The sequence below is a fragment of the Stenotrophomonas sp. YJH_SMC_64 genome, from assembly GCF_059371375.1.
Genome location: NZ_JCAFUN010000001.1, coordinates 51,348 through 76,683 on the forward strand (window position 1 = coordinate 51,348; position 25,336 = coordinate 76,683).

Here is a 25,336-nt window from a genome sequence, read left to right on the forward strand (position 1 = left end):
CCGGCTCACAACTTCAGGTCGAGCAACCCATCACCCAGATCCTCGTCAGACAACGTCTGCTGGATCAGGGCCCGATGCGCCTGCTCGCTCCACAATTCGAACTTGTCGCCCATACCGAGCAATACCGCCTTCTTCTCAATGCCCACCGCACCGCGGTGGCTGGCGGGGATGCTGATGCGACCGTTGCCGTCGAGCTCCAGATGGGCGGCCGAGCCGACCAGCTTCTGCTGCAACAGGCGCACGACGCGCTGGGTGTTGGGCTTGGACATGACGTCGTCGCGGACCCGCTCCCATTCCGACTCTGCATACAGCCACAGGCAGCCGGCTTCGAACGGGTTGTAGGTCAGCACGAGACGGTTGTTGCTGGCGCGCGCGACGAGGTCGCGGTAAGCGGTGGGAACCGCCATGCGCCCTTTATCGTCAACTGTGATGGCCGTCTCGCCCTGGAACACGACGCGTGCACCTATCCTTCGCCCGGTGAAACATTGAACCACGAAAACCCACAAAACACCCGGATTTCCCTCTGATGCCCACCTTAGCAGCGGCCGAAGGGTTGTCAACAACTTTTCAGCGGGGAAATCGCCAGCCGCATCAATGGCTTGCAACAACCTTTAGAGAATTGTTCAAGGCTTATCCACAAGTTGCTGATCCGTCTCAATTTTTGAGATTGAACGGAAGTTCAGGGCTGTGGACAAGGCGTGAAACATCGCCCGCGCATTCATCCGGAAACGCCGCCGGACTGCGCAAACGATGCACAATGAGGCCATGTGCCTGCTCGCTCTTGGCTGGATGCACCACCCGCGCTGGCGGCTGGTAATGACCGGCAACCGTGATGAGTTCCACGCCCGCCCGACCGCGGCGCTGGCCCCCTGGCAGGATGAGACCTCCGTCATCGGAGGGCGCGACCTGCGCTCCGGCGGTGGCTGGGCCGGCGTCGGCGCCGGCGGCCGCATGGCCGTGGTCACCAATGTCCGTGATCCGCTGGCCGCACAGACCGGCCCGTCCCGGGGTGCACTGGTGGCCGACTTCCTGCGCGGCCGCGACTCCGCCGCCGTGCATATCGACCGGCTGGCCACCGTGGCGGGCGCGTATGCACCCTTCAACCTGCTGCTGGCCGATGGCGACAGCCTGGAGTACCTCGGCAACCACCCCGCCGAGCGCCAGAGCCTGGGCCCGGGTGTGCATGGCATGTCCAACGGCGCGCTGGACGCGCCCTGGCCGAAGACCCGACGGCTGATGGACGCGCTGTCGGCGTGGCTGAAGGCCGGCGATGAGGACCTGGCCCCGCTCTGGGCCGCGCTGGCCGACGAACATCGCCCCGCCGACAGCGACCTGCCCGACACCGGCATCGGCCTGGAACGCGAGCGCTGGCTGAGCCCGGCCTTCATCCGCGGCGACGATTACGGCACCCGCGCCAGCACCGTGCTGCTGATCGATGCCGATGGCCACGGCGAGATCCACGAGCGCCGCTTCGGCCCGCAGGGTGCAGCCAACGGACAGAGCCACGTCATTTTCTGACCCGGTAGTGCCGGCCGCCGGCCGGCATCTCTTTCCAGCAGGGTAGTGCCGGCCGCTGGCCGGCAACCTCCGGATTTTCAGGCAGGCCACGCAGCTGCCGGCCAGCGGCCGGCACTACCCGCTCCAGGACTGCCAACGGCGTCATTCAGCTTCCCGGCGCAGCGGCTTCTCGCCCGCGCCACAGGGCCTGCGCCGCTGCGGTCGTCCCACTGTGCCCTTTTTGCGTCTCGCACTGTGTCTATAAATGCCGCCCGCAACCTCCCAAGGTGGTCATGCCCGGCGCCATGCCGCGCGATCCACATCCACATGGAGGCCCCATGCGCCGTACCCTCATCCTGCTCGCCACCCACCTGCTCACCCTCGGCCTGGGCTTCGGCCTGGGCATCTACCTGCTGCCGATCCTGATCGCTCCCGATGACCCGCCGGTCGCGAAGGTGCAGGCGGCAATGGGCGACGCCCGCTACCACACCACCTTCCGTCACGACCTCAAGGGCAGCGACGCGGTGCACTGGGCCGAAGGCAAGGTCAGCGTCAGCGCCCGCCAGGTCGCGTTCGACGGCAAGATGGGCCCGGGGCCGGACTACAAGGTCTACCTGGTCCGCGACTTTGTCGACAACAAGACCGATTTCCTGAAGATCAAGGCGCAGGCCCAGCGCATCGGCGAGGTGAAGACCTTCAACCGCTTCCTGGTGGAGGTGCCTGCGAACGTGGACGTGGACGAATACACCACCGTGGTGGTGTGGTGTGAACGGTTCGAGCAGTTCATCTCCGCCGGGCAGTACCGTACGCCGGGTTGAGGACCGCGCGACGTCGAGGTAGTGCCGGCCGCTGGCCGGTATTCTGTCCGCCGCTGCTGGCAGCGTGAAGCTGCCGGCCAGCGGCCGGCACTACCGATGCGCGGTTCACGCATATGGAAGCACGCATGTAGAAGAAAGAGGCGGAGCCGGCCGATAAGCCGGGTTCTGTCGTGGACAGTCATTCCTCTAGGCGTTACGTCACCGCAACGCTCAAGCAACCTACCCGGATCCAACGCGGGCCGCGCCAAAGGATCCCTATTTGGTCTTGCTCCAGGTGGGGTTTGCCGTGCCGGTCTGTTGCCAGACTCGCGGTGCGCTCTTACCGCACCATTTCACCCTTACCGGCCTTCCGAAGAAGACGTAGGCGGTATCTTTCTGTTGCACTTTCCGTCGGCTTGCGCCGCCCAGGCGTTACCTGGCACCTTGCCCTATGGAGCCCGGACTTTCCTCGGCACCCCCGAAGGGATGACGCGACTGTCTGGCCGGCTCCGCCAGCGCACATTCTAGCCTACGCACGCCCTTCCTGCCGTGCTGATCGCGGCATCCGGTTCATCCATCCACGCATGGCGTGGATCTACCGATTCGCCGGACAGGGCCCGGCGAAACCCATACCGCTCCGGTGGATGCGGATTCCGCTCTGGTGAGTGCGGACCTTGGTCCGCACCATTCACGCTTCGTAGCCGACAATGTTCCTTTTTGTCGGTTGATATTAAAAACACCCGACGTTATGGAACAATGCCGTCATGGGAAACGCCGAGGCCAACGCACGAAAGCTGTTGCGACGCGCAGGCACCCTGCGCGCCCGCGAGCTGGTGACCGCCGGGATCGCCCGCGCCCAGCTGACCCGACTGGTCGAGGCCGGTGCGCTGATCCGGCTGTCTCGTGGCGTCTACGCGTTGGCGGAAAGAAACAGTGACGACACCGATGATGGACTGCGGATCATTGCCGAACGCCTGCCGCACCCCCGTCTGTGCCTGTTGAGTGCCCTGCGCCTGCATGGCCTGACCACCCAGGCGCCATTCGAACGCTGGGTCTCCATCGGCAACAGCGACCGCGTTCCGCGGATCGATTGGCCGCCCCTCCGAGTGGTCCGCATGTCGGCAAAGACCCTCAACGCGGGGCTGGAAGAGCGTCGCGTAGGCAAACATCTCATATACGTCAGCAATGTAGCCAAAACCGTCGTCGATTGCTTCAAGTTCCGCAATCTCGTAGGACTTGATGTCGCAATTGAAGCCCTGCGTGACGCGCTTCACAGCCGTGCGACCACGCCGGATGCGCTGATGGAGTATGCGCGGATCTGCCGCGTTGCCAGACTGATGAGACCGTACCTCGATGCCCTGGCGTGACCCACTCTCCACCACTCCCCCAGCGCGTTGCTTCCATCCGGCAACGGCTGCTCGATCTCGCTCGCAGCCGAGGCGAGGACTTTCAGTTCGTGCTGGACCGGTTCGCCGTTGAGCGCCTGCTCTACCGACTCTCCGCTTCCCGATACCGCGACCAGTTCCTGCTGAAGGGCGCCATGTTGTTTGCAGTGTGGTTCGACGCGCCCCACCGTCCCACGCGGGATGCCGATTTTCTGCGATTCGGCTCTGCAGATCCCGACCATCTGCTGCACATCGCACGGTCGCTCTGTGCAATACCGGACGACGACGGCCTATGCTTCGACCCGGGCAGCATCGCCATCGAGGCCACCCGCGAAGAAGCGGAGTATGAGGGGTTGCGAATCCGCCTGACCGCACATCTTGGCCGCTCGCGCTGCCACGTACAGTGGGACGTGGGGTTTGGCGATGCGGTGACTCCCCCACCGCCGGAAATCGCCTACCCGGTGATGCTGGATGGCTTTCCTCTCCCCTGCCTGCACGTCTATCCGCGCGAGACCGTGTTTGCCGAAAAGCTGGAGGCCATTGCGGCACTGGGCATCGCAAACAGCAGGATGAAGGACTTCTTCGACTTGCTGGCACTGGTCCGCGAAGACGCCATGGATCGTCCACACCTTGTTGCGGCCATTGGCGCGACGTTTGATCGGCGAGGGACCCCGGCGCCGCCCCCCTTGCCCTACGGACTGACACAGTCGTTCGCCGCAGATACCCAGAAGCAGACCCAGTGGCGCGCCTTCCTGCGCAGGAATCGCCTGATCGCGCCGGATCTCTCTTCGGTGATTGCCGAGATTGCCGACTATCTGGACACCCTCGACACAACCGTACAGTCCTGACGTCGCAGGGCCTGGCGCCATCGGTTCCGCCCGGGTAGGTGCAGACCCTGGCGCGGCCCATTCATCCACGCATGGCGTGGATCTACCGATTCCGCTGCTCTGGTGGGTGCGGATTCCGCTTTGGTGGGTGCGGACCTTGGTCCGCACGATCCATCAACTGCCGTACAACGCCTTGCGCGGTGCACCGGTCAACTCTGCCGCCAGCTTCGCCGCGGTCGACGGCGGCAGATGCTCGCTCAGCTTGGCGTAGACGCGGCGGCCATGCGCCAACTGCGCTTCTTCATCGTCGCCAGCGCCCTGCACCATCACCACGAACTCGCCCTTGCGCTGGTTCTCGTCGGCTTCCACCTTCGCCAGCAGTCCGGCCAGATCGCCATCGAGCACGGTCTCGAACAGCTTGGTCAGCTCACGCGCCAGCACCGCAGGGCGTTCGCCGCCGAAGATCGCCGCCATGTCCGCCAGCGACTCGGCGATGCGATGCGAGGATTCGTAGAACACCATCGTGCGTACTTCACCGGCCAGCGCCTGCAGGCGGTCGCGGCGGCCGCTGGCCTTGGCCGGCAGGAAACCCTCGAAGCTGAAGCGGTCACTGGGCAGGCCCGCCACGCTCAAAGCGGCGATGGCAGCACAGGCACCGGGAATCGGGCTGACCTTGATGCCCGCCGCACGCGCGGCACGCACCAGGCGGAAGCCGGGATCGCTGACCAGCGGGGTACCGGCATCGCTCACCAGCGCCAGCGACTCGCCCGCCTGCAGGCGCGAGACCAAGCGCTGGGCCAGGGCCTCTTCATTGTGTTCGTGCAGGGCCACCAGCGGTTGCTGGATGCCAAAATGGGACAGCAGCTGGCCGCTGCGGCGGGTGTCTTCGGCACAGATGGCCGCCACCGAGCGCAGCACCTCCTGCGCGCGCGGGCTCAGATCGGCCAGGTTGCCGATCGGGGTGGCGACGACGTACAGGGTTGGCACACTCATTTCAGCGGTACTCACGGGGCAAGGGTAGAATCGTAGCGTGTACCCGGCCAAGGCCGCTGCCCTCATCGCATGGACCCGATCATGAACAAGCCCGCCGCACGGATCTCCGCCCTGTCGTTGTCGTTGTCGTTGTCGCTGATGCTGATGGCCGGCTGTGCCACCACCAGCCTGACCAGCGCGCCCGAATCGCCGGCCCAGAGCCAGGCGCTGGCGCTGATCGACCAGGGCAAGCCGCGCGACGCCGCACTGCAGCTGGAAGGCCTGGCTGCCACCCTGCGCGGCGGAGCCCGCGCCAATGCCCTGGCCGATGCGGCCTGGGCCTGGCACCTGGCCGGCGACAGCGCCCGCGCGCGCAGCCTGCTGGGCCAGCTCACCGCCCGCCAGCTGACCGGCGCCAGCCTGCAGCGCTACCAGTTGACCAGTGCCGAGCTGGCGCTGGCCGACAAGCAGCCGGGGCAGGCCCTGGCCCTGCTGAAGGACCACGGCGACAACGTGCTGCCGGCACTGCGGACGCGCTGGTATCTGGCCCGCGCCACTGCGCTGCAGGGCACCGGCGATGCCTTCGGCGCCGCCACCGAACGTGCCCGCGCCCATGCCAGCCTGACCGGCAGTGCGCGCAGCGAGAACCAGGCCGCCATCGCCGGCCTGCTCGGTACCCTCGACGACGCCACCCTGCGCAGCCGTGCCGCCGCCCTGCCGGCCAACGACCCGCTGTACAACTTCGCCGGCCGCGCACTGATCGCACGCGGCCTGCCGCTGCCGCGACCGTTCGACCGCGATGGCGCCGCCCAGTTCGACACCAGCAAGCGCCCGCCGGCGATGAGCGACGGTTACCGCCCGCCGGCCAAGCTGGCTGTGCTGCTGCCGCTCAGCGGCCGCCTGGCCACCGCCGCGCAGCCGGTGCGCGATGGCCTGCTGGCCGCGTACTACGGCGAGACCCGCCGCCGCCCGGACATCAACTTCATCGACACCGCGGGTACCCCGGCCGGTGCCCTCGCCGCCTATGACAAGGCCGTGGCCTCCGGTGCCGACTTCGTGGTCGGCCCGCTGGGCCGCGACGAAGTGGACGCGGTGTACGGCCGTAAGCAGCTGCAGGTGCCGGTGCTGGCGCTGAACCGTGGCAAGGATGCGCCGCCGGCCGGCAGCGCCGGTTTCTCGCTGGCACCGGAAGATGACGGCATTGTCGCCGCTGAATACCTGCGTGGTCGCGAGCGCGGCAAGGCGCTGGTGATCAACAGCGCCGACGATACCGGCCGCCGTGCCGCCGCCGCCTTCGCCCAGCGCTTCGCCCAGCGTGGCGGCCAGGTGGTGGCCACCATCGGCGTCAGCGATGCAGTCGGCGATGTCGGTGCGCAGGTGCGCAATGCCGGCCAGGTCGATGCCGTATTCCTCGCCGTGCGTGCGCCGCAGGCGCGCCTGCTGGCGCCGCAGCTGGCGCTGGCCGGTGCCGGCGGCGCCACCCGCGTCGGCACCTCGCAACTCACCATCGGCAGCGGCAAGGTGGAAGAAGACGTGGCGCTGGACGGCATCGTTTACCCGAATGAAGCCTGGAACGTGCGCAGCGTGTCGGGCCTGCCGTCGGCCAGCCAGGTCGCGAGCACCCTGCCCAGCGCACGCGGTGCAGCCGGCCGCCTGTTCGCTTTCGGCGCCGATGCCTGGAAGATCACCGCCTATCTGGACAAGCTGTCCAACGAAGGCGGCCTGGACGGTGCCACCGGCACCCTGTTCCTGGACAGCAACGGCAACATCCTGCGCCAGCCGGCATGGTCCACCTTCAATGGCGGCCGGCCGATGCCGATCGTCGGTGGTCGCTGAGCGCAGCCAACGTGGCTCGGCGGTGGAAGCCGCCGCCGAGCAGCATCTGCAACAGGCGGGACTGCAGCCGCGTGCGCGCAACGTGCGCTATCGCGGCGGTGAACTGGACCTGGTGATGGACGATGCCGGCACCGTGGTGTTCGTGGAAGTGCGCTATCGCGCGCGATCGGATTTCGGTGGCGGTGCCGCTTCGGTGGATGTGCGCAAGTGCCGACGCCTGGCGCACGCCGCGCAGCTGTACCTGCAGGACAACCCGGCGCTGGCCAATGCACCCTGCCGTTTTGATGTGGTCGACGCCACCGGCGAGCCGCCGCAGCTGCGGTGGCTGCGTGATGCGTTCCGGCTGGATGATTGCTGATGGTTTCCGTCCGCCCTGGTAGAGGCCGACCTTGGTCGGCGCTTCTGTGCCAACCAAGGTTGGCACCTACCAGAGCGCAGCCAGGCCGGCACGACCACGGTGTGTGACTGATGCCTTCGATCATCACCCATGCTGCTCTGCCGCTGGCGCTGTGGTGCGCCGCGGATCGTGGCCGCATTCCGGCATGGCTGCTGGCCGCCGGTGTGGTCGCCGCGATGCTGCCCGATGCCGATGTACTGGCCTTTGCCCTGCATATTCCCTATGCCGATGCGTTCGGCCATCGCGGTGCCAGCCATTCGTTGTTGTTTGCCGGGGTGTTGGCCGCATTGGCGGCGTTGTGGTCTGCATTGTGCCAACCCAGGTTGGCACCTACCAAGGCGCGGCCAACGGTGGCATCGACCATGCAAGCCACCGTGTTCGTCTTCATCTGCGCGGCCAGCCATCCCCTGCTCGACGCCATGACCTCCGGCGGCCTTGGCGTTGCCCTGGCCTGGCCGTGGAGCGAACAGCGCTTCTTCGCCCCGTGGCGGCCGATCCGCGTTTCACCGTTTGCCCCGCAGTTCTTCAGCGCGCGCGGCATCGCTACCCTGCTCTCTGAACTGCGCTGGGTCTGGCTGCCGCTGGCCGGCGCCGTTGTTGCCTGGAAACTGATCCAACCCGCTCCTGCTGCCCCACGAGATCTGTCATGAGTACTGCCCTGCCCGCCGCATTGATTGCCGAACTGTCTGCCCTGCTGGGCGCGGAGGGCTGGCGCATGGATGACAACGCGCTGGAGGCGAACGCGCAGGACAACTCGTGGCGCCACCAGCGCCCCGCTGCCGTCGCGCTGCCCGCCAGCGTCGAACAGGTGCAGGCACTGGTGCGTGCCTGTCGCGTGCATGGCGTAGCGCTGGTCGCGCGCGGCGCCGGCACCGGCACCACCGGTGCAGCCGTGCCGTTGCCGGGCAGCATCGTGTTGTCGTTCACCCGCATGGACCGCATCGTGGAGATCCGTGCCGGTGATCGCTGCGCCGTGGTGCAGCCCGGCGTGCTCAATGGAACGCTGCAGCAGGCGCTGGCGCCACATGGCCTGTTCTGGGCACCGGACCCATCCAGCGCGGAGATCTGCAGCGTGGGTGGCAACCTGGCCTGCAACGCCGGTGGCCCGCGCGCGGTGAAGTACGGCACCAGCCGCGACAACGTACTCGGTCTGGTCGCCGTCACCGGCACCGGCGAGGTGATCCGCTGCGGTGGTGCCTACACCAAGGATTCCACCGGCTACGACCTCACCCACCTGCTGGTGGGCAGCGAAGGCACGCTGGCGCTGATCGTGGAAGCCACCCTCAAGCTCACTCCGCTGCCGGTCAGCCAGGCCGGGCTGCGCGTGTTGTACCGCGATGCGGATGCCGCCGCAGCCGCCGTGTCGCGGTTGATGTCGCAGCCGGTGGTACCCACCCGCCTGGAATTCATGGACGCACGCAGCCTGGAGCTGCTGCGGCTCAATGGCGCCGATGTTCCGGAGGCCGGTGCGATGCTGCTGGTCGAGGCCGATGGTGACCACGACACCCTGCCCTATCTGTTGCAGGCATTGGCCAGCGCCGCCGAAGGCGACGGCATGATCGAGCTGGACGTGGCGATGGAAGGCCGCGCGCGCGACCAGCTGTGGGCGGCGCGCAAGGCGCTGTCGCCGGCACTGCGGACGGTCGCGCCCGGCAAGATCAATGAAGACGTGGTGGTGCCAGTGTCGCGCATTCCGGAACTGGTGGCCGGTGTACAGGCATTGGCGCGCGACTACACGCTGACCATCGTCACCTTCGGTCACGCTGGCAACGGCAACCTGCACGTCAACATTCTTTACCACCCGGACGACGCCGACGAGAACGCACGCGCGCATGCCGCACTGCCGAAGATCTTCGAACTGACGCTGTCACTGGGCGGCACGCTGTCCGGCGAGCATGGCATTGGTTTGGCCAAGCGCGATTTCATGGCCCAGGCGTTCAGCCCGGCCACGCTGGCGACGATGCGCGCGATCAAGGCCGCGCTGGACCCGGACGGCATCCTCAATCCAGGCAAGGTGCTGCCGCTGGCATAGGCCGCGTGCACTCCTTTAGGGCCGAGCCCATGCTCGGCTGCTCGTCGACCCGGTCCCGATCAAGCCCGCGCTGCGCGTGGCAAGCCGAGCGTGGGCTCGGCTCTACAAGGACTTGTCGCTTGCACTATCGATCAGCGTCTGCCGGAAGCTGGGCAGCAGCACGCGGTTGCCATGCCCACTCAGGTGATCATTGTCGAAGAACAGCGGTTCACCCTCTTCCACCGCCGAGCAGGTCTGCGGCCCGCACAGCAACGGTAGCGGGTCCCACACCGTGAGCCATGGATAGCGCGCCGCCAGCTCGGCCAGCAACGCCATCTGCGGCGCGCGCAGCCTTTCCAGATCGGCACGCGGCATGCTCAGGCCACCGGCACAGGCAGGATTGCGGCGGTTGAACCAATCCGAACAACGGTAGGCCCCGGCCTTGAACAACGGCAGCGGTGCATCCACAACCACGTGCACGGCCAGCTCCTGCAAACGCCCAAGAACACGATCAGCCTCGTCACGCGCGGCCTGTGCATGGGCCGGGGTGCGCTCGTCCAACAGCTGTTGATAGATCTGTTGTGCATCCTGGCGCTGCCAATCGAACCCACGCAGCTCCGGCATGCGCAATGCTGCCAGCAGCACGATGTCACCCGGACGCGCCTCACGCTCGATACTCGACAATGCGTTTTCAATGAAGTCCCGACAGTCGGCCGGGCTGGCCCGCAGTAGATTGACGAAGCTGCAACCACCGCGGTCATCCTGGCGCATCTCCATGCCGGTCTGGCGCGCGACCATGCTGGTCATGGTGCGGTAGGCCGCCGCATGCGAATCCCCCACCACGAACAGGCGCCGCCCTTCGAGCGCCGGCGCGCTCACCGGCTCCAGCGACCGCCATGCGGGATAGCGACGCGCCTGCCATGCGTAGCCATCGCGGGTAACGCTGAGCGAGATCTGCTCGTGGTATTCCACCGTAGCCCACGCGCCTGCGCCGCATAGCGCGACCACTGGCAGCCCCATCGCCAGCACCTTGGCCGGTGCCAGCCGCAGCAGCGGCGCCGCACTGCGCAGCGGGCGCTCGATGAAGTGGTAGGACGCGGCCGACACCGCCAGCAGCAGTACCGGATACAGCCACAGCGCAGCACCGTGCAGGCCGCAGGTCCAGCGCAGCAGCACCAGCAGCGGCCAATGCCACAGGTACAGCGAATAGGACAGCCTGCCCAGATACGCCAGCGGCGCGCACCCCAATGCGCGGCCGATGCGCGATGTACCCGGCGCCGACACACTCGCCAGCAGCATCAACGTGCCAGCCACGGTAGCCAGCACGCCCGGAACCGGCATCGCCAGCTGCGGTGCAATCACCACGCCTGCACCCAGCAGCGCCAGACCGGCCACGGCAACCGCATCCCCGTTCTGGCCCGGCGTGCGCGTGCGCATCCACTGGTACAGCAGCGCGCCCGCGGCCAACTCCCAGAACCGTGCGGGCAGCAGATAGAACGCCGCCGCCGGTGCCGTTTGCGCCTGCCAGCCTGCCCACGCCAGCGACAGCAGGGTCAACACCGGCAACAGCCAACGCGACCATGGCCAGCGCTCACGCCCACGCAACCACACGAAGAACAGCAGCGGGAAGACCAGGTAGAACTGCTCCTCCACGCCCAGCGTCCAGGTGTGCAGGAAAGGGTTCAGTTCCACGCCGGGTGAGAAGTAATCGTCCTGCTGACCCGCCAGCACGATGTTGCTGAAGCCGATCAGCGCGGCCCAGCCGGTCTGGTCGAACTGCTCGTTGCGCCACGCGCGGGGAATGAACAGCGCCGACAGCACAAAGGTCGCCATCAGCATCACCAGCAGCGCCGGCAACAAGCGCAGCACGCGGCGCCGGTAGAAATCAAGCAGCATTGCGCCCAGCGACGCATTGGCGCGCGAGGCCAGCGACTGGCTGATCACGAAGCCGGACACCACGAAGAACAGATCCACGCCGGTGAAACCGCCGGGCAACCACGCCGCATTGGTGTGGAAGACCACGACGGCCAGCACCGCCAATGCACGCAGGCCATCGATGGCGGCGTTGTGGGAACGTTCGGGAGGGGACATGCGCGTGGTCAGTAGCGAGCGATCCGGCAGCATCGCCACCGGCTGCACAGTCACTCAATGGACAATCACGACAGATGGGGCCTTCGTTCAGATACAGTCAAGACTTCGATCCTGCCATCTGCTTCTCCGCGCGGTGTACCCCAGTCGACTGACGACCATTCCCCCCCTCGCCGGCACATCGGCAAGGCGAGATAGGTCGTCATTGCCGTACGCGCACGTCATCCGGCATGGAGGCGAAGCATCCATTCGCAATGGCAAGCTCATTGGAACCTGAGTTCTTCCCCATGCAGCGACTGGATGAAGACTACTGGTAGGTTGCTGTGATGGTGATCTCGGTCTGCACCGAGCCCGCGTTGATACCACTGGTGGAGGGCAGGTAGTAGCCCGCACGCAGCGTGTAGCTGGCCGTCGCTCCAGTCACTATGACAGGAATGTCCTTGTCTCCCTTCTTCAGAGGTGTCGATCCGCTCGCGCCTGCCAGCAGCACAATGGAAAGGCCCTTGGCGGGCTCGCTCGTCGCCGTGTTTTTCCACCGCAGGGCATCGCCCTCCGCAGCGGTCCCATCAAAGGAAAGCAGTGCCTTGGTGACGCCGATGCATCCGGTGAAATTCAGATTGCTGGTCTTGAGATTGTTGTTGCCCACATTGAGTGCATCGGCCTTGACGCTGTCGAGCGTGATGGCGGGGGTGGCCAGCGCACAGGTACCCGGCAACACTCGGCCACTGATGGAAAGTGTCTGGCTGCTGGCCGGCGATGCGGCCATCAGCAATGCAAGCATGGCCGGCAGATGACGGTACTGATCGATCATGGAGATTCTCCTGGAGCAAGCGAAGATTGAATGTCAGGACCTGGAATCGCGGTCTCTACCCGCAACCCGGCGTCGCCCATTGGCGTGCACAGCGCCTGGGTCCAGGACAGGCCATAGGCGTCAGGTTTGGCGGGCATGCGGTACAGCAGTCGACAGCGGCTGGGGCCATCGGCATCGACGATCAATGCTCCTTCATCCTGGGCACCGCGCAGATGAATCACGCCCCCCTGCCCAACGGCTCCGCGCGGCGTGCCGTTCTCCTCCTGCACGCGCGCGGCAAACGGCAACGGCTGCCCAAGCGCGTCCGTCGCATCGATGAACAAGGAGCGCTCGCGTCGCACTTCGAACGGAACACGTACGATGCTGCCCGCTGTCGGCGCGATGCGCCGGGAGGTCTGTAGGAGTTCCACTTCCAGCGGCAAACCGGACGGGTCAAGATCAATGCGGTTCCAGCGGTAAGGGCTGATGTGCGGCAGCAGCGCATAACCACGGCGATCAACACGGAGATCAGCGCCGGCTCCGATGCGGGCGCCGTGCGCGCCGGGCGCCTGCACCAGCGCAAATCCCTCTCCCACTGGCTGCCCCAGGGTGATCCCACCACGGTGCAAGGCGATGCTGCCGGCGGCCCCCAGCGTGTGACTGCTGAAATGCCCGGCTCGGGTGAAGCCCGCGCTGAGATGTGCGTAGCGGCCTTGATAATCGGCGAATGCAGTGCTGCTGCGTACCCCGCCCGCCCGCTGCTCTCCAGACAGTGAATAGTTGAGCGCGCGACGCTCTCCCACCGCACCTGTCAGGCTCAGCTGGGCCTGGCCTCCACCGTCAGAGCGACCCACGCGGGTGCTGGTCCGCTGCGTGCTGCCGTGGGATCCCAAGGGCAGACTGACCGTGAGGTCGTAGCGGGTGTCCTGACGACCGTTTCCCTGCCGGAAACGCATGACGGATACGCCGTAGTTGACCTTCCCCGCAACGGTATTGAAGCTCAGCTGCAGATCATTCTGGCGCTGCGTGCTGTCCCAGTACGCGACGTGGCCGCCGTCGAGATGCAGGCTGCTGCGCTCCCCGATCCTCTGTGAGAAGTTCAGCTGGTAGCGCTGGCGCGCACGTCCCACTGGATGCCACTCGTCCGAGCGGGCCGTTGCCAGATCGTGCAGCGTGAGGAAGCCCCGGGTGCTGTAACGATACGCCGCAAGCCCGAAGTTGGTGCCACTTTCTGCCAGGTAGCGCTGATAGTTCACCCGGTAGCTGTTGCCGATCAGGGGCCGCCCGTCCGCCTGGCGGGCGCGCGAATGGGTGACGTCCATGCCCAGCGCGCCGACAGGAGTGTTGACCGCCACCCCCAGCAGGCCGGCACCGTATCCTTCAGCCAGCTGCAATCCCCCGAGAGCTGTCAGTCGATTGTTCAGTCCATGCGCATGGGTGGCCTCGGCGAAGCCCAGCCGCTGCAGGACGTGACGGCCTCTTAGTGCACCGGCGGTCACGCTTGAGCGGGACGTACCCGCGCGCAGCGCCTGTGGCACCGCCGAGAAGCTGACGGTGAACTGCTGCTGCCGGCCATCGGCTTCCATTACGATCACCTGCAGGTCACCACCAAAGTTGGTGGGATACAGATCGTCTATCGCGAACGGCCCTGGAGCGACGTTTACTTCATGGATGACAACACCGTCCTGCTCGATGCGCACCACTGCACTGCTGTCGGCAATGCCACGTACCACCGGTGCATATCCGCGCAGTGAATCAGGCAGCATCCGTTCATCACTGGCGATACGCACCCCCGTGAACGGCACACTGTCAAACAGCTGCCCACTGGTGTTGCCCTCACCCAGCAACAGCTGGCTGTTCCACCCGGGAATGTCACGCTGGGCGTAACTGTTGATGGTGGTACGGCGCACCTGCCCCCGCGCATGGTTGAAGGCGGTGCGATGGCGGAAGCGCCAGCTCCCGATGTTCGCACCCATGCGCAGGCCGAGGTGGCTGCGATCGACGCCTGCACTACGGCCATGGCTGGCGCTGTAGTCCACGAACAGGGCGTTGATGCCTGGATCACGTAGCTCAACCGGCACCAGGCCTCGTGCCGCCCTCGCCTGTGCAGCCTGCGGCACGGAGATCAGCAGCTGCAGCGTGCCGCTGTCGAATGTCACTGTTGCCCCCGCGATCACGGACGGCAGGTCGATACAACCCGTTGCCCGCTCCAGCGCCATTCGATAGGTGGCCTGCAGTTCCAGCTCCCGCAGCAGATCCGCAGACAGGCAGGCACCCGCCCGGTCAGGGTCGTCGCCCGCTACGAAGGTGATGTCGCGTGTCTGCAGGTACTGGCCGTTGACCAGCACATCAACGCGGTAGTCGCCTGCGGGCATGGGGTTGCCGCGCACATAGCGACGCATATCGATGGTTCGCCCACCCACGAGGAAGCCGTCACTGAATTCAAGGCCCGTTTCGGTCTCCGCGTGGGCAGGTAACGCCAGTCCCGAAAGAGCGAATGCCATGGCCGATGCAAGCCGTGAAGCACACAGACCTGGACGCGGCGTAGTGGAAGGGATCATGCCCGCATTCCATTCATGCGCGACGCACCTCAGTAGTAATCTGCCAGCAACGTTGCTTCACCACGTATCGATCCGGTGCGCAGCGTCCCGGTCGTGCGCAGGTAGCGCGCACTGAATGGAACCGGCAGGGCACTGCCTGATGCGGCGCCATGGGTCCAGGGGGCTTTCATCCGCACAGGATTCCCTCCACTGAGGATCTGCACTGCCACACCATTGGCGGTACTGCCCGGCGCCGCCTTCAGCGTGTTTGACGTGCTGGCAGGATCGTGAACGTCCACCAGCTCCAGAACCAGTCGGCGCCCGGAGGCGGCACAGCTGACGCGCACATTGAACGACTTCTCGCCCGCGCTGCCGTTGCGCTGCAGGGTTACCGCGTCCACCGGATCCAGGTCGACGTTCTGCGGAGTGACCGCGCAGGTCTGGGCACGAAAGCGGAAACCAAGGTTGAAACGATGGAACCCACCCGTGCCGCCAGACGTCGTGCGCAGGGAGCCCGCAGGCCGGCGGGCCACGTCGTGCATTGGTCCGCCCCGTGAGAACGCGATGACCTGCACGGTGACGTTCTTTCTTGCTCCATTCAGCGAGTACCGGCTCGGAACACCGTCGCGCAGCGGAACGCCACCTTCCTCGACCTCCTCGATCGGGCATTCGGGATCGGATATTTCGCAGCCACCATAGCTGTAGCTGAAGGCCAACAAGGGCGAGGTGGAATCCATTTCGTAGGCGGCAATCGCGCGGCTCCCCCAGGGCACGTCGCGAACGTACTTCATTCCGGTCAGCTGAAGCAGCTCCTCCATCTGCGTTTCACCTGCGTCGCAGACCAGGGTCAGCATTCCAGAATGGAAGCCCAGAGTGATATCGGCACGGTCGGTAAAGGCGACGTCGAAAACGTGATCGAGCTGTGCGTCGCCCCCCGGTGCGCGGCAGGTCGCGCTCGCACTGAAAGCAACCGTCGCTCCCAACAGGGCGAGGCAGCCAGCGTATGCAGGACAGAGCGACATCATTGGCATCTACTGGGGCAAAGGCGGGGACACGCACCGTACGCGCTTGCCGAGCCATCGCCCATGCAGAAAGTTGCAATTGCCGCAATGACGGGCTTTTGCAACATTCTTCATATCGTTGGGGACTACACCCGGACAGACTCCCGCCAACCCACGACATCGCTGTCGTGCAGGATTCCATTGCAGAGAGAACAGTCCATGCCCCTTCAAACGCAACTGCTGTGCGGGGCCTTCCTGGCCCTGACGATTCCCTCCCTGGCCCACGCCGAGCGCCTGGAAATCACCGGATCGCTGGAAACGTCCACCTGTACGGTCGGCACGACCGGTGGCGCGATCACCGTGCCGATGGGCAAGGTTGATCTTGTCTCGGTGAACGCGGCAACACGTGCAGGCCAGAAGAACTTCACCATCAACCTTGACTGCAGCGGCTCCGGTGCCGCGCAGAAGGTTGGCGTCCGCTTCGGTGGTACGCAGCATGACAGCACCGGCAATCTCGCACTGACAGCGGCCTCGACAGCACGCAACGTCGGGGTTGCGCTGTATGACGCGGACGACAATCACCAGCGCATCGGTGATGACCCGACGCGGTGGCTGACGATTGCCGCCGGTGGCAGTGGACAGCTGACGTATAGCGCCTGGTACGCATCGCCCTCACAGAATGCGCAGGCCGGGCAGGCCAACGCATCCGGTGACTTCGTCGTTCTCTACGACTGACTTCCGTGGCAGCCTGGCCGGATGCGCCAGGCTGTCGTCGTCCAGCGAGGCGCCGCATGAAATTCTCATTCCTTTCGGGGCTGTCCGCGTTGCTGGCTGCCCTATTCGCCCTTCCCGGCCAGGCCGCCGTGACACTGCAGGGAACCCGCATCGTGCACGATGCCGCCAAGGGCCGCGATGTCACAGTGAAAGCGAGCAACGTCGGCGAGCAGCCTGCCATGACCCAGGTCTGGATCGACGATGGCGACAGCCACGCACGACCGGAAGATGTACGCACGCCCTTCCGGCTGACGCCGGCCGAACCGCGCCTGCTGCTGTCACAGCATGCCCAGGCATTTCGCATCACCTATGCACCGCGCCCCTCGGATCCGCCGGTGCCCATGGATCGCGAGTCGGTGTTCTACTTCAATCTGTTGGACATACCGCCCAAGCCTTCCGGAACTGCAGACCGCAACCTGCTTCAGTTCGCAGTGCGCACGCGGGTGAAGCTGTTCCATCGCCCGGCAGGGCTGCCGGGCAATGCGCGCGATGCAGCAGCTGCCCTGCTGTGGTCCGGCGATGGCGATGGCCTGCAGGTGCGTAACCCAAGCGCGTACCACGTGTCGCTGAGTTCGTTGACGCTTGCCGACGGCCGCAGCGTCGAGGTGGACATGATCGCGCCGGGAGCACAGGTACGCTATGCACTGCCGGATGGCGCAGTCATCCCAGCGTCAGTGTCATTCACATGGCTGGATGACTACGGCACACCTCGCGATTCGGAAGCCCGCGTTGAGCGGTAGACCCGTGTCGCTGATGCAGAGCCGAGCTTGCGCCCACCTTTCATGTATTGCGTAGAAGCAGCCGAGCATGACTCGGCTCTACAGGATACGAATCGTGTGCAGACCTTTGCCGGTCACGCGAAGTGCTGGTAGCCGCCGTCGGCGGCTTCGCCATCCACGTGCACGCCTTGCCCTTCGGCAATGCGGCCGATGCGGGTGAGCGGCAGGTCCAGCGATTCGGCCAGGTAGTGCAGTGCGTCGCGCTGGTCGGCGGCGGCGGTGAAGCACAGTTCGTAGTCGTCGCCACCGCGCAGTGCGCAGTCGCGTGCATCGTCGCGGCCGAGCAGCTCACGCAGCGCGTGCGAGATCGGCAGCGAATCGGCATCCACATGCGCGGCCACGTTGCTGCGTGCGGCGATGTGGCCCAGGTCGGCCAGCAGGCCGTCTGACACGTCCACCGCCGCATGCGCGAACGCACGCAGGCGCAGGCCGAGGGTGACGCGCGGCGTCGGCCGCAGCAGGCGCAGACGCAGGCTCTCGTAGTCGGCCAGCAACGTGGCGGTGGCCAGGTTCAGCGCGCCCTGCTGCCACAGGCGCAGCGCACCGGCGGCATCGCCCAGCGTGCCACTGACCCAGATGTCGTCGCCCACCTGCGCGCGGTCGCGGCGCAATGCCTGGCCACGGCCGACCTGTCCCATCGCAGTAACCGACAGCGACAGCGGGCCACGCGTGGTATCGCCACCAATCAGTGCAATGTCATGCTGGTCGGCGAGGGCGAAGAAGCCATCGGCGAAGGCCTCGATCCAGTCTTCAGAGGCTTCCGGCAGGGACAGCGCCAGCGTGCACCACGCCGGGCGCGCGCCCATCGCGGCGAGGTCCGACAGGTTGACCGCCAAGGTCTTCCAGCCAATGTCGAAGGCCCGGGTTTCCACCGGGAAATGCACACCGCTGTTGAGCGTGTCGGCGGTGACCACCAGCTGTTCGTTGGCCCGCGGCTGCAGCAGCGCAGCGTCATCGCCGATGCCGAGCAGGATGTCGTCGCGCTCGAGGGTGCGGGCGCGGATACGGTCTATGAGGGCGAATTCGGCCAGGGACATGGGGCGTTCCGGCGGGTTGCATGGATGGGCGGCGGGCGCGGATGCCGACCAGGTGAACCGGCTGGGGGGGGTAGAGTCGACTGTCAGTCGACTGCTCTCCGGTCCGACACTACGACTGCTGATCGAAAGGCAGTCGACTGACAGTCGACTCTACCGAAGCAGATTCCCGCGCCGTTCAATGAACGATGCGGGACGCAGCGGGTCAGTGACCCGATTCGACCTTGCGCCATTCCACGGCGGCACGATCCAGCACGCCGTTGACGTAGGTGTGGCCATGTTCGGAACCAAAGCGCTTGGCCGATTCGATGGCTTCGTTGATCACCACGCGGTACGGCACGTCCAGGCGATAACGCAGCTCGTAGCCGGCCAGGCGCAGCACCGCGCGCTCGATCGCGTCCACTTCCTCGATGCCACGGTCCAGGTACGGGCCGAGGGCTTCGTCAATATCACGACGGTTGTCGAGCACACCGTGCAGCAGCGCCTCGAAATACGCCAGGTCGGCGATTTCACGGGCCTGCTCGTGGGCGAACTGGGCGATCAGCGACTGGGCGTTGCCGCCAGAGATCTGCCAGGCGTAGATGGCCTGCACGGCGCGACGGCGTGCGCGCGAGCGCAGCACCGGGTCGACGCCATCGCGGCGGACGGGTTTACCGGAGGGCTTGCCCTGGGTGTTCTTGTTCATGGCAGCTGCTCCAGAAGGTTGACCATTTCCAATGCGGCGAGTGCGACTTCCTCGCCCTTGTTGCCGTGGCTGCCGCCTGCGCGGGCCTCGGCGTCTTCAACGCGTTCCACCGCCAGCACGCCGTTCAGCACCGGCACGCCGAAGTCCAGCTGCACGCGCATCAGGCCTTCGGCGCAGCGGTCGGCCACGTGTTCGTAGTGGCGGGTGTCGCCACGGATCACGCAGCCCAGGGTGAGGATGGCGGCGTGTTCATGGGCGGCGGCCAGGCGCGCGGCCACCAGCGGCAGCTCCCAGGCACCCGGCACGCGGATCACGTCGATGTTGGCTTCGGCGATGCCGTTGCCGGCCAGGCTCTGGCGGGCGCCGGCGACCAGCGTATCGGTGATGCGGGCGTTCCAGCGGCTGGCCAGGATGGCGAAGCGCGCCGATTCGGGAGTGCGAAGATCGCCTTCGTAGTGGCTCATATGCGGCTTGGGGGATTCGATAAGGAGGTAATTCTAGCGTGGATGGGCCCCGGCCGTGGCTGGCGGGGGCGCAAGGGCGTGCCGACCAACGGTCGGCACCCACCGGTGGCATGGGGTCGGCACCCACCGGTAGTGCCGGCCGCTGGCCGCAATTCCCATTACAGGGTGACCGTCTCCACCACTTCCAGGCCGTACCCGGCCAGGCCGATCTGGCGGCGCGGGGTGCCCAGCACGCGCAGCTTGCCCAGGCCCAGGTCGGACAGGATCTGCGCGCCGGCACCGTTGCGGCGCCACTGGCTCACGTCCTTGTCCTTGCCCGGTACCACCGGCGCCGGCTGCTGGCGCAGGCGGGCCAGCAGGGCTTCACCGTCGCGCGGGGCCTGCAGCACCACCATCACGCCGGCGCCTTCGGCATCGATCGCGCGCAGGGCATCGGTGGCAGCCACGCCGAAGTCGTCACGGCGCCAGTGCAGCAGGTCGGCCAGCGGGTTTTCCACCTGCACGCGTACCAGGGTCGGTGTTTCCGCATCCGGCGTGCCACGAACCAGCGCGAAATGCAGGTCGTGGGCGATGCGGTCGCGGTAGGTCACCAGCTTGAACGGGCCGAACTCGGTGTCGATCTCGCGCTCGTCCACGCGTTCAACGGTCTTTTCGGTGGCCAGGCGGTAGGCGATCAGGTCGGCGATGGAGCCCATCTTCAGGCCGTGCTCGCGGGCGAACACTTCCAGCTCCGGGCGGCGCGCCATGCTGCCATCCGGGTTCAGGATCTCCACCAGCACGCCGGCCGGTTCCAGCCCGGCCAGCATGGCCATGTCCACGGCGGCTTCGGTGTGGCCGGCGCGGGTCAACACGCCGCCCGGCTGGGCGATCAGCGGGAAAATGTGGCCCGGCTGGTGCAGGTCCGACGGCTTGGCGTTGGGCTTCACCGCGGTACGGATGGTATGGGCGCGGTCGTGTGCCGAAATGCCGGTGGTGACGCCCTCGGCGGCCTCGATGCTGACCGTGAAGTTGGTCTGGAACTGCGCGGTATTGGCCTGCACCATCGGCGCCAGGCCCAGATCGGCGGCGCGGGTACGGTTCAGCGGCAAGCACACCAGGCCACGCCCGTGGGTGACCATGAAGTTGATGTCGCTGGCCTTGACCAGCTCGGCGGCCATGATCAGGTCGCCTTCGTTCTCGCGGTCCTCGTCATCGACGATGACCACCATGCGGCCCAGGCGGATGTCTTCCAGGATTTCCGGAATAGGGGCGAAATTCATGCTGCATCTCCTTGCGGGTGCTGACCGTTGGCCGGCACGCTGATCAGGCGCTCGACATAGCGGGCGACCAGATCGATTTCAAGATTGACCGCGCTGCCCACGCCAGCGGCGGAGAACGCGGTGTTGGCCACGGTGTGCGGGATGAGGGCGACTTCGAAGCCTTCATCGTCCACTTCGTTGACGGTCAGGCTGACCCCATCCACGCAGATCGAGCCCTTCTTGGCGATGTAGCGGCGCAGCGAGGCCGGCGCGGCGAAGCGCCAGCGCTGGGCACGCGCGTCTTCGTGGATGGACAGCACCTGGCCGAGACCATCGACGTGGCCGCTGACCAGATGGCCGCCGAGACGATCGGTCGGGCGCATGGCGCGTTCGAGGTTGATGACCGCACCCTCGCCGAGCTGGCCCAGCGTGGTCAGGCCCAGGGTCTCGGTGGAGGCATCGGCCTGGAAGCTGCTGACGTCGAATGCGATGACGGTGAGGCAGACACCGTTGATGGCGATGCTCTCGCCCATCTGCACGTTGTCGAACGGCAGATTCCCGACATTGAAGGTGAAGCGGACATCGCCGCCGATGGGTTCGCGAGCGGCCAGACGACCGACGCCTTCGATGATTCCAGTAAACAAGAAACGTTCTCCGCAGGATGTGAGCGAAAAACGCCGCAAGGCAAACAGGCGCACGCAGGGCATTCGCCCTGTGGCACCGTCTTCTTTCATCCGGACTATGACCGTCGGCTCCGGCATTGGACCGGATCTGCTGACCCCCGGCCGTGGGCCGGGGCGCTCGCGGGCTCGTGCTTGCGCACCTACCGCCGGTGGGGAATTGCACCCCGCCCTGAAGACGTTTGTGTACCGGCGAACCGGCCTGGCCAGTGTACCAGCCCGGGCTGAACGGGGTCGGATGCCACAGCTGTGACGGCCGTCGCTCGCAATTTGTAAAACTTTCATTAAAATCCTGCCCTGGACGACATGATGTCGCCACGGGCAGCCGCAAGGGCAGGCCCGCCAATGGACTGAAATTCACAGGAATTCCCATGCGCAAGATCCTGATCGTGGCCGCCCTGCTGGCCGCCGCCCCGTTCACTGCGTCGGCCGACGCCCTGAGCTACACCTACGTTGAAGGTGGCTGGACGCAGGTCAAGGTTGACGACAACGCACTGGACGACCCGAAGGTCGACGGCGGCTACCTGCGTGGTTCGGTCGCGCTGGCCGAACAGGTCTACGTGTTCGGCGGCTGGTCGCGTACCAGCAAGACCCGCCATTACGGCGAAGATTCGCTGAAGCTGGAACTCAACCAGCCGGAGCTGGGCATTGGTTACCACATGCCGTGGTCCGATCGCGTGGACTTCACCGCCGATGCCGCCTGGGTGCGTCAGAACGCCGAATCGACCCTGCGCTATGACGGCGTGCGTTACCACGGCAAGGACCACACCAACCTGGGCCGCGTCACCATGGGTATCCGCGGCAAGCCGTCGCGCATGACCGAAGCCTGGGCCAAGGCCGGCTACATGGATGGCGGCAACAACTTCAAGGGCACCTGGGTTGGCACGGTCGGCGGCCAGATCAACTTCACCAGGACCTGGGGTCTGGTGGGCGAGATCTCCGGCTACCGCGACGTCACCCAGTACTCGGTTGGCGTGCGCGCCAGCTTCTGATCCAACGATCGCTTCTCGTCGAGCGATCGAACGGGCCCCGCAAGGGGCCCGTTTTTTTGGCCGGTGTGCAGCCACCATGTGACCGCTGGTCGCCATCGAAAGTACTGCTGGATGCGCTAGGCTTGCGCGCCTCTGGAAAAGGAAAACACCGTCATGAAGACCTTCACCCGTACCCTGCTGGCCAGCGCCCTGCTGTGCGCCCCGCTGATGGCCGGCGCCGCATCGGCCCAGCTGACCCCCGAGCAGGCCTTCGACCTGTACGCGCGCACCCTGCTGGAAGATGACGCGGCTGCTACCCGCACGCTCAACGATGCGCTGAAACCCGCCTTTGAAGGCCAGGACGCGGTGACCCCGACCCCGGGCGCACTGGCCAAGGCCCTGGCCGAACCGTGGCAGACCGTGCTGGCCAGCGCCGGTGACAAGACCGGCGCTGCGGCCACTGAAGCGCTGTACGCCAAGGCCCTGCGCGATTCAAAGTGCCGCGCGACCAAGAGCGTGGTCGAAGACAACGAATACGTTGAAGACCAGAAGCTGGCGCGCATCAGCTTCAGCTGCCAGGTGCCCGACCTGGGCAAGGTGCGCCCGCTGTTCGCCGCCAGCCTGGCCGCCGATGCCAGCCCGGCCTCGCGCAAGCAGTTCACCGATGCCTATACCCAGGCACTGCAGAGTGGCGCGCGCGTGCCGGTCAGCGGCACCTTCACCCTGTACCCGGCCAAGGACAATGGCTACTGGTACAGCGGCAACTTCGATGATCTGGTAGGCACCGTGGCCGGTGCACTGGCACCGTTCGAAGACTGGATGCAGGACGTGCAGGCCGCCAGCGCACCGAAGGTGACCGGCGTACCGGGCTGCGACCTGCTGCTGCAGCAGCACCGCGCCTGCGTGGCGAAGATCGCGCCGGACCAGATCAGCGGCGTGGATGCGATGGCCGAGGAACTGAAAACAAAGGCGCAGGTGCAGTCGGCCGAAGCGATGACGCAGGAGTGCAAGGCACTGCGCCCGATCGCCGAGATGATGTGGACCGACGAGTGCAGGTGAGGGCGCAGGGGCCGAACGCAGCCGCATTGGCGATATCCGGCTCGACCCCGGCCGCAGGTTCGGACGAGTTGCATGGACAGGCCTGGGGGCGGGGGGCATTCTCCCCCGCCCCGTCCCGATGGAATCACCGTGCACCGCCCTCTTCTCTGCCTGCTTGCCCTGGGCATGCACCTGCCTTTGGCAACTGCCCGCGACAGAACCCCGGAAGACGTCGTTTCCCAGCATCTGCAGGCCATGCATGAACGCAACGACTTCGCACTGCAGATGCTTGTCCAGAAGCAGCAGGCCGACCGGACCGGTGCAACCAGTGATCTCTTCAATGCTCCGCCCATGGCGGAGTTGCTGGCGACCTGGACGAGGAACATCGAGCGCCATGTCGATCCGATCGACGGCGTGGATTCGCCACATCTTGTCTGGGCGCTGCAGGTTCTGGCCAACAGCCGATGCAAGCCCTACCGAAGCGAGGCATGGCACAGTCTGACCGAAGGCATGCAGGTTGCCGACGTGCACTTCAGCTGCCGCGTGGGCGATGTCGAGCGTCTTCGGTACCTGTCCGAGGCTACGGTCTTCGATGGCGGTGAGCAGAGCGAGCAGCGCTTCTGGAGAGCCTATATCGAGACGTTGCGCGACGGCCCCTTCCACGAGATCGTTGGCACCACGCGCGTGGTATCGACCACTCGCGAACCCGCCTGGCACAGCGAGAAGTCGAGGCATCCGAATGAAGACTTCCCCTCCGGCCGCGTCGAACATGACATATACGTGGTTCTGACCGAAGCACTGATCGCACAGCCGCGCCACCTGGACCGCGCGGGCACGCGTGACGCCATCGCACAGATGACAGGCATCGTCGAGTGTGACGACCTGCTGCAACAGCATCGCCGCTGCATGGCACGCATTGCGCCGCAGGAACTGAAGGGGGTGAGTGACCTGGCCACTACCCTGAGCAAGCGGCGACAGCAGATTCCCGAGGCGGAGCTGCTGCAGCAATGCATGGCCTTGCGGCCCGCAATGCAGGCACTCTGGACGCATGAGTGCCACTAGGCCGCGAACAGCCGAACGCACTTTCAGAACCGTTGCATGGCCCATTGCGGTGTGCATGGTCAATGCTGTTGCTCTCTTCCACCGGGGCAACCGCATGAAACATCGTACAGGGTCGACCACGGTCATGCTGCTGGCGCTGATGGTGTGTGGGCAGGCCGAAGCGCACAGGCCCAAGACCTTCATCATCCGCCCATCGGTTGCCTTCGAGTCGAACCAGCTACGCGACAGGGACATCGATGCACAGCTGAGCGAAGACGACGACTGCCGTGCATTCCTGATATACCACGATGAATGTGCGCCGACGGTATTGCCGGACGAGTACGACGACGGCATCAGCCGGCGCAGGCTGCGGTCGAAGTCAACGCAACTGACGGGGGAAGCGCTCGGTGCCTACTGCCGGGACCTGCACATGCTGTGGAAGCAGCAATGGGCAGAGCAGTGCCCCGCCGACGAGGACGAGGGCACCTGAC

At 66.0% G+C, this 25,336-nt stretch carries 25 protein-coding genes, 1 other RNA gene and 1 riboswitch; of the genes, 14 read left to right on the forward strand and 12 right to left on the reverse strand.

Annotation, left to right across the window (positions count from 1 at the left end; all coding sequences use genetic code 11):
• Window positions 1–5: 5 nt before the first annotated feature.
• Window positions 6–452: a division/cell wall cluster transcriptional repressor MraZ gene (gene mraZ / locus AC5P9L_RS00215; RefSeq protein ID WP_004143635.1), complete on the reverse strand. Its 447-nt coding sequence runs from the start codon at window positions 450–452 to the stop codon at window positions 6–8.
• Between the two features lie 313 nt (window positions 453–765).
• Between mraZ and AC5P9L_RS00220 the strand changes: the two genes are divergently transcribed.
• Window positions 766–1,518, forward strand: coding sequence for an NRDE family protein (locus AC5P9L_RS00220; RefSeq protein WP_227415338.1), 753 nt, complete (start codon window positions 766–768; stop codon window positions 1,516–1,518).
• A gap of 317 nt (window positions 1,519–1,835) precedes the next feature.
• Entirely contained in the window at window positions 1,836–2,315 is a 480-nt protein-coding gene (locus AC5P9L_RS00225) for a DM13 domain-containing protein (protein ID WP_049459440.1), read from the forward strand.
• A gap of 138 nt (window positions 2,316–2,453) precedes the next feature.
• Here the strand turns inward: AC5P9L_RS00225 and rnpB are convergent.
• Window positions 2,454–2,805, reverse strand: an RNA gene (rnpB, locus tag AC5P9L_RS00230) — RNase P RNA component class A.
• A 253-nt stretch (window positions 2,806–3,058) separates the two neighbouring features.
• On the opposite strand from rnpB, the gene AC5P9L_RS00235 reads away from it, so the two are divergent.
• Both AC5P9L_RS00235 and AC5P9L_RS00240 read left to right on the forward strand, forming a co-directional pair.
• Entirely contained in the window at window positions 3,059–3,661 is a 603-nt protein-coding gene (locus AC5P9L_RS00235; protein WP_227415337.1) for a type IV toxin-antitoxin system AbiEi family antitoxin domain-containing protein, read from the forward strand.
• Window positions 3,658–4,527, forward strand: coding sequence for a nucleotidyl transferase AbiEii/AbiGii toxin family protein (locus tag AC5P9L_RS00240; RefSeq protein WP_172459916.1), 870 nt, complete (start codon window positions 3,658–3,660; stop codon window positions 4,525–4,527). The genes AC5P9L_RS00235 and AC5P9L_RS00240 overlap by 4 nt, the downstream gene beginning before the upstream one ends.
• 153 nt (window positions 4,528–4,680) lie before the next feature.
• Here the strand turns inward: AC5P9L_RS00240 and rsmI are convergent, their stop codons facing one another.
• Window positions 4,681–5,499: a 16S rRNA (cytidine(1402)-2'-O)-methyltransferase gene (rsmI, locus tag AC5P9L_RS00245; protein WP_005412235.1), complete on the reverse strand. Its 819-nt coding sequence runs from the start codon at window positions 5,497–5,499 to the stop codon at window positions 4,681–4,683.
• 81 nt (window positions 5,500–5,580) lie between these two features.
• On the opposite strand from rsmI, the gene AC5P9L_RS00250 reads away from it, so the two are divergent.
• From AC5P9L_RS00250 to AC5P9L_RS00265, 4 genes are all read left to right on the forward strand, one after another.
• The gene (locus AC5P9L_RS00250; RefSeq protein WP_227415336.1) at window positions 5,581–7,314 is read left to right on the forward strand and encodes a penicillin-binding protein activator; all 1,734 of its coding nucleotides are present in this window, start codon (window positions 5,581–5,583) and stop codon (window positions 7,312–7,314) included.
• Window positions 7,304–7,672, forward strand: a complete 369-nt coding sequence (locus tag AC5P9L_RS00255) for a YraN family protein (RefSeq protein ID WP_024957270.1) — start codon at window positions 7,304–7,306, stop codon at window positions 7,670–7,672. The genes AC5P9L_RS00250 and AC5P9L_RS00255 overlap by 11 nt, the downstream gene beginning before the upstream one ends.
• Before the next feature lie 110 nt (window positions 7,673–7,782).
• Window positions 7,783–8,361 carry a metal-dependent hydrolase gene (locus AC5P9L_RS00260; RefSeq protein ID WP_227415335.1) on the forward strand — a complete coding sequence of 193 codons (579 nt, stop codon included), beginning with the start codon at window positions 7,783–7,785 and terminating at the stop codon, window positions 8,359–8,361.
• Window positions 8,358–9,743 carry an FAD-binding oxidoreductase gene (locus tag AC5P9L_RS00265; protein ID WP_012479147.1) on the forward strand — a complete coding sequence of 462 codons (1,386 nt, stop codon included), beginning with the start codon at window positions 8,358–8,360 and terminating at the stop codon, window positions 9,741–9,743. The genes AC5P9L_RS00260 and AC5P9L_RS00265 overlap by 4 nt, the downstream gene beginning before the upstream one ends.
• Before the next feature lie 102 nt (window positions 9,744–9,845).
• On the opposite strand, the gene AC5P9L_RS00270 is transcribed toward AC5P9L_RS00265, so the two are convergent.
• The 4 genes from AC5P9L_RS00270 to AC5P9L_RS00285 form a co-directional block, all read right to left on the reverse strand.
• Entirely contained in the window at window positions 9,846–11,846 is a 2,001-nt protein-coding gene (locus AC5P9L_RS00270) for an acyltransferase family protein (RefSeq protein WP_315974383.1), read from the reverse strand.
• A gap of 271 nt (window positions 11,847–12,117) precedes the next feature.
• Complete coding sequence (locus AC5P9L_RS00275) at window positions 12,118–12,621, reverse strand: fimbrial protein (protein WP_012479145.1); 504 nt, start codon at window positions 12,619–12,621, stop codon at window positions 12,118–12,120.
• Window positions 12,618–15,104 carry a fimbria/pilus outer membrane usher protein gene (locus AC5P9L_RS00280; RefSeq protein WP_223846469.1) on the reverse strand — a complete coding sequence of 829 codons (2,487 nt, stop codon included), beginning with the start codon at window positions 15,102–15,104 and terminating at the stop codon, window positions 12,618–12,620. Before AC5P9L_RS00280 ends, AC5P9L_RS00275 begins: the two co-directional genes overlap by 4 nt.
• Before the next feature lie 86 nt (window positions 15,105–15,190).
• A complete protein-coding gene (locus AC5P9L_RS00285; RefSeq protein WP_158230244.1) occupies window positions 15,191–16,162 on the reverse strand; it encodes a fimbrial protein in 972 nt (323 codons plus the stop codon).
• Window positions 16,163–16,360: 198 nt separating this feature from the next.
• Between AC5P9L_RS00285 and AC5P9L_RS00290 the strand changes: the two genes are divergently transcribed.
• Together AC5P9L_RS00290 and AC5P9L_RS00295 are read left to right on the forward strand one after the other, a co-directional pair.
• Entirely contained in the window at window positions 16,361–16,876 is a 516-nt protein-coding gene (locus AC5P9L_RS00290; RefSeq protein ID WP_043033817.1) for a fimbrial protein, read from the forward strand.
• Window positions 16,877–16,932: 56 nt separating this feature from the next.
• On the forward strand, window positions 16,933–17,655 hold the full coding sequence (locus tag AC5P9L_RS00295; protein ID WP_012479141.1) for a fimbrial biogenesis chaperone: 723 nt from the start codon (window positions 16,933–16,935) through the stop codon (window positions 17,653–17,655).
• 113 nt (window positions 17,656–17,768) lie between these two features.
• Here AC5P9L_RS00295 and thiL read toward each other — a convergent pair whose 3' ends face one another.
• From thiL to AC5P9L_RS00320, 5 genes are all read right to left on the reverse strand, one after another.
• Window positions 17,769–18,731, reverse strand: coding sequence for a thiamine-phosphate kinase (gene thiL, locus AC5P9L_RS00300; protein ID WP_080334762.1), 963 nt, complete (start codon window positions 18,729–18,731; stop codon window positions 17,769–17,771).
• Window positions 18,732–18,933: 202 nt separating this feature from the next.
• On the reverse strand, window positions 18,934–19,413 hold the full coding sequence (gene nusB, locus AC5P9L_RS00305) for a transcription antitermination factor NusB (RefSeq protein ID WP_012479139.1): 480 nt from the start codon (window positions 19,411–19,413) through the stop codon (window positions 18,934–18,936).
• Window positions 19,410–19,877, reverse strand: coding sequence for a 6,7-dimethyl-8-ribityllumazine synthase (gene ribH, locus AC5P9L_RS00310; protein WP_012479138.1), 468 nt, complete (start codon window positions 19,875–19,877; stop codon window positions 19,410–19,412). Before ribH ends, nusB begins: the two co-directional genes overlap by 4 nt.
• A 158-nt stretch (window positions 19,878–20,035) precedes the next feature.
• On the reverse strand, window positions 20,036–21,136 hold the full coding sequence (gene ribB / locus AC5P9L_RS00315) for a 3,4-dihydroxy-2-butanone-4-phosphate synthase (RefSeq protein ID WP_262101896.1): 1,101 nt from the start codon (window positions 21,134–21,136) through the stop codon (window positions 20,036–20,038).
• Complete coding sequence (locus AC5P9L_RS00320; protein WP_262101895.1) at window positions 21,133–21,759, reverse strand: riboflavin synthase; 627 nt, start codon at window positions 21,757–21,759, stop codon at window positions 21,133–21,135. The genes ribB and AC5P9L_RS00320 overlap by 4 nt, the downstream gene beginning before the upstream one ends.
• A 74-nt stretch (window positions 21,760–21,833) precedes the next feature.
• Window positions 21,834–21,979: riboswitch (FMN riboswitch) on the reverse strand.
• Between the two features lie 187 nt (window positions 21,980–22,166).
• Between AC5P9L_RS00320 and AC5P9L_RS00325 the strand changes: the two genes are divergently transcribed.
• The 4 genes from AC5P9L_RS00325 to AC5P9L_RS00340 all read left to right on the forward strand — a co-directional run bounded on the left by AC5P9L_RS00325 (window position 22,167) and on the right by AC5P9L_RS00340 (window position 25,335).
• Window positions 22,167–22,787 carry a hypothetical protein gene (locus AC5P9L_RS00325; RefSeq protein ID WP_049397405.1) on the forward strand — a complete coding sequence of 207 codons (621 nt, stop codon included), beginning with the start codon at window positions 22,167–22,169 and terminating at the stop codon, window positions 22,785–22,787.
• Between the two features lie 153 nt (window positions 22,788–22,940).
• Window positions 22,941–23,825 carry a hypothetical protein gene (locus tag AC5P9L_RS00330; RefSeq protein WP_049397403.1) on the forward strand — a complete coding sequence of 295 codons (885 nt, stop codon included), beginning with the start codon at window positions 22,941–22,943 and terminating at the stop codon, window positions 23,823–23,825.
• 129 nt (window positions 23,826–23,954) lie between these two features.
• Window positions 23,955–24,866: a hypothetical protein gene (locus AC5P9L_RS00335; protein ID WP_133050600.1), complete on the forward strand. Its 912-nt coding sequence runs from the start codon at window positions 23,955–23,957 to the stop codon at window positions 24,864–24,866.
• Window positions 24,867–24,921: 55 nt separating this feature from the next.
• The gene (locus AC5P9L_RS00340; RefSeq protein WP_223846467.1) at window positions 24,922–25,335 is read left to right on the forward strand and encodes a hypothetical protein; all 414 of its coding nucleotides are present in this window, start codon (window positions 24,922–24,924) and stop codon (window positions 25,333–25,335) included.
• Window position 25,336: the final 1 nt, after the last annotated feature.

Excerpts from the sequence above, each read along its gene's own strand:
- AC5P9L_RS00220 (WP_227415338.1), top strand. The coding sequence starts at position 766 with ATGTGCCTGCTCGCTCTTGGCTGGATGCACCACCCGCGCTGGCGGCTG.
- AC5P9L_RS00225 (WP_049459440.1), top strand. The coding sequence starts at position 1,836 with ATGCGCCGTACCCTCATCCTGCTCGCCACCCACCTGCTCACCCTCGGC.
- AC5P9L_RS00235 (WP_227415337.1), top strand. The coding sequence starts at position 3,059 with ATGGGAAACGCCGAGGCCAACGCACGAAAGCTGTTGCGACGCGCAGGC.
- rsmI (WP_005412235.1), bottom strand. The coding sequence starts at position 5,499 with ATGAGTGTGCCAACCCTGTACGTCGTCGCCACCCCGATCGGCAACCTG.
- AC5P9L_RS00250 (WP_227415336.1), top strand. The coding sequence starts at position 5,581 with ATGAACAAGCCCGCCGCACGGATCTCCGCCCTGTCGTTGTCGTTGTCG.
- AC5P9L_RS00260 (WP_227415335.1), top strand. The coding sequence starts at position 7,783 with ATGCCTTCGATCATCACCCATGCTGCTCTGCCGCTGGCGCTGTGGTGC.
- AC5P9L_RS00265 (WP_012479147.1), top strand. The coding sequence starts at position 8,358 with ATGAGTACTGCCCTGCCCGCCGCATTGATTGCCGAACTGTCTGCCCTG.
- AC5P9L_RS00270 (WP_315974383.1), bottom strand. The coding sequence starts at position 11,846 with ATGCTGCCGGATCGCTCGCTACTGACCACGCGCATGTCCCCTCCCGAA.
- AC5P9L_RS00275 (WP_012479145.1), bottom strand. The coding sequence starts at position 12,621 with ATGATCGATCAGTACCGTCATCTGCCGGCCATGCTTGCATTGCTGATG.
- AC5P9L_RS00280 (WP_223846469.1), bottom strand. The coding sequence starts at position 15,104 with ATGGCATTCGCTCTTTCGGGACTGGCGTTACCTGCCCACGCGGAGACC.
- AC5P9L_RS00285 (WP_158230244.1), bottom strand. The coding sequence starts at position 16,162 with ATGTCGCTCTGTCCTGCATACGCTGGCTGCCTCGCCCTGTTGGGAGCG.
- AC5P9L_RS00290 (WP_043033817.1), top strand. The coding sequence starts at position 16,361 with ATGCCCCTTCAAACGCAACTGCTGTGCGGGGCCTTCCTGGCCCTGACG.
- AC5P9L_RS00295 (WP_012479141.1), top strand. The coding sequence starts at position 16,933 with ATGAAATTCTCATTCCTTTCGGGGCTGTCCGCGTTGCTGGCTGCCCTA.
- thiL (WP_080334762.1), bottom strand. The coding sequence starts at position 18,731 with ATGTCCCTGGCCGAATTCGCCCTCATAGACCGTATCCGCGCCCGCACC.
- nusB (WP_012479139.1), bottom strand. The coding sequence starts at position 19,413 with ATGAACAAGAACACCCAGGGCAAGCCCTCCGGTAAACCCGTCCGCCGC.
- ribH (WP_012479138.1), bottom strand. The coding sequence starts at position 19,877 with ATGAGCCACTACGAAGGCGATCTTCGCACTCCCGAATCGGCGCGCTTC.
- ribB (WP_262101896.1), bottom strand. The coding sequence starts at position 21,136 with ATGAATTTCGCCCCTATTCCGGAAATCCTGGAAGACATCCGCCTGGGC.
- AC5P9L_RS00325 (WP_049397405.1), top strand. The coding sequence starts at position 22,167 with ATGCGCAAGATCCTGATCGTGGCCGCCCTGCTGGCCGCCGCCCCGTTC.
- AC5P9L_RS00330 (WP_049397403.1), top strand. The coding sequence starts at position 22,941 with ATGAAGACCTTCACCCGTACCCTGCTGGCCAGCGCCCTGCTGTGCGCC.
- AC5P9L_RS00340 (WP_223846467.1), top strand. The coding sequence starts at position 24,922 with ATGGTCAATGCTGTTGCTCTCTTCCACCGGGGCAACCGCATGAAACAT.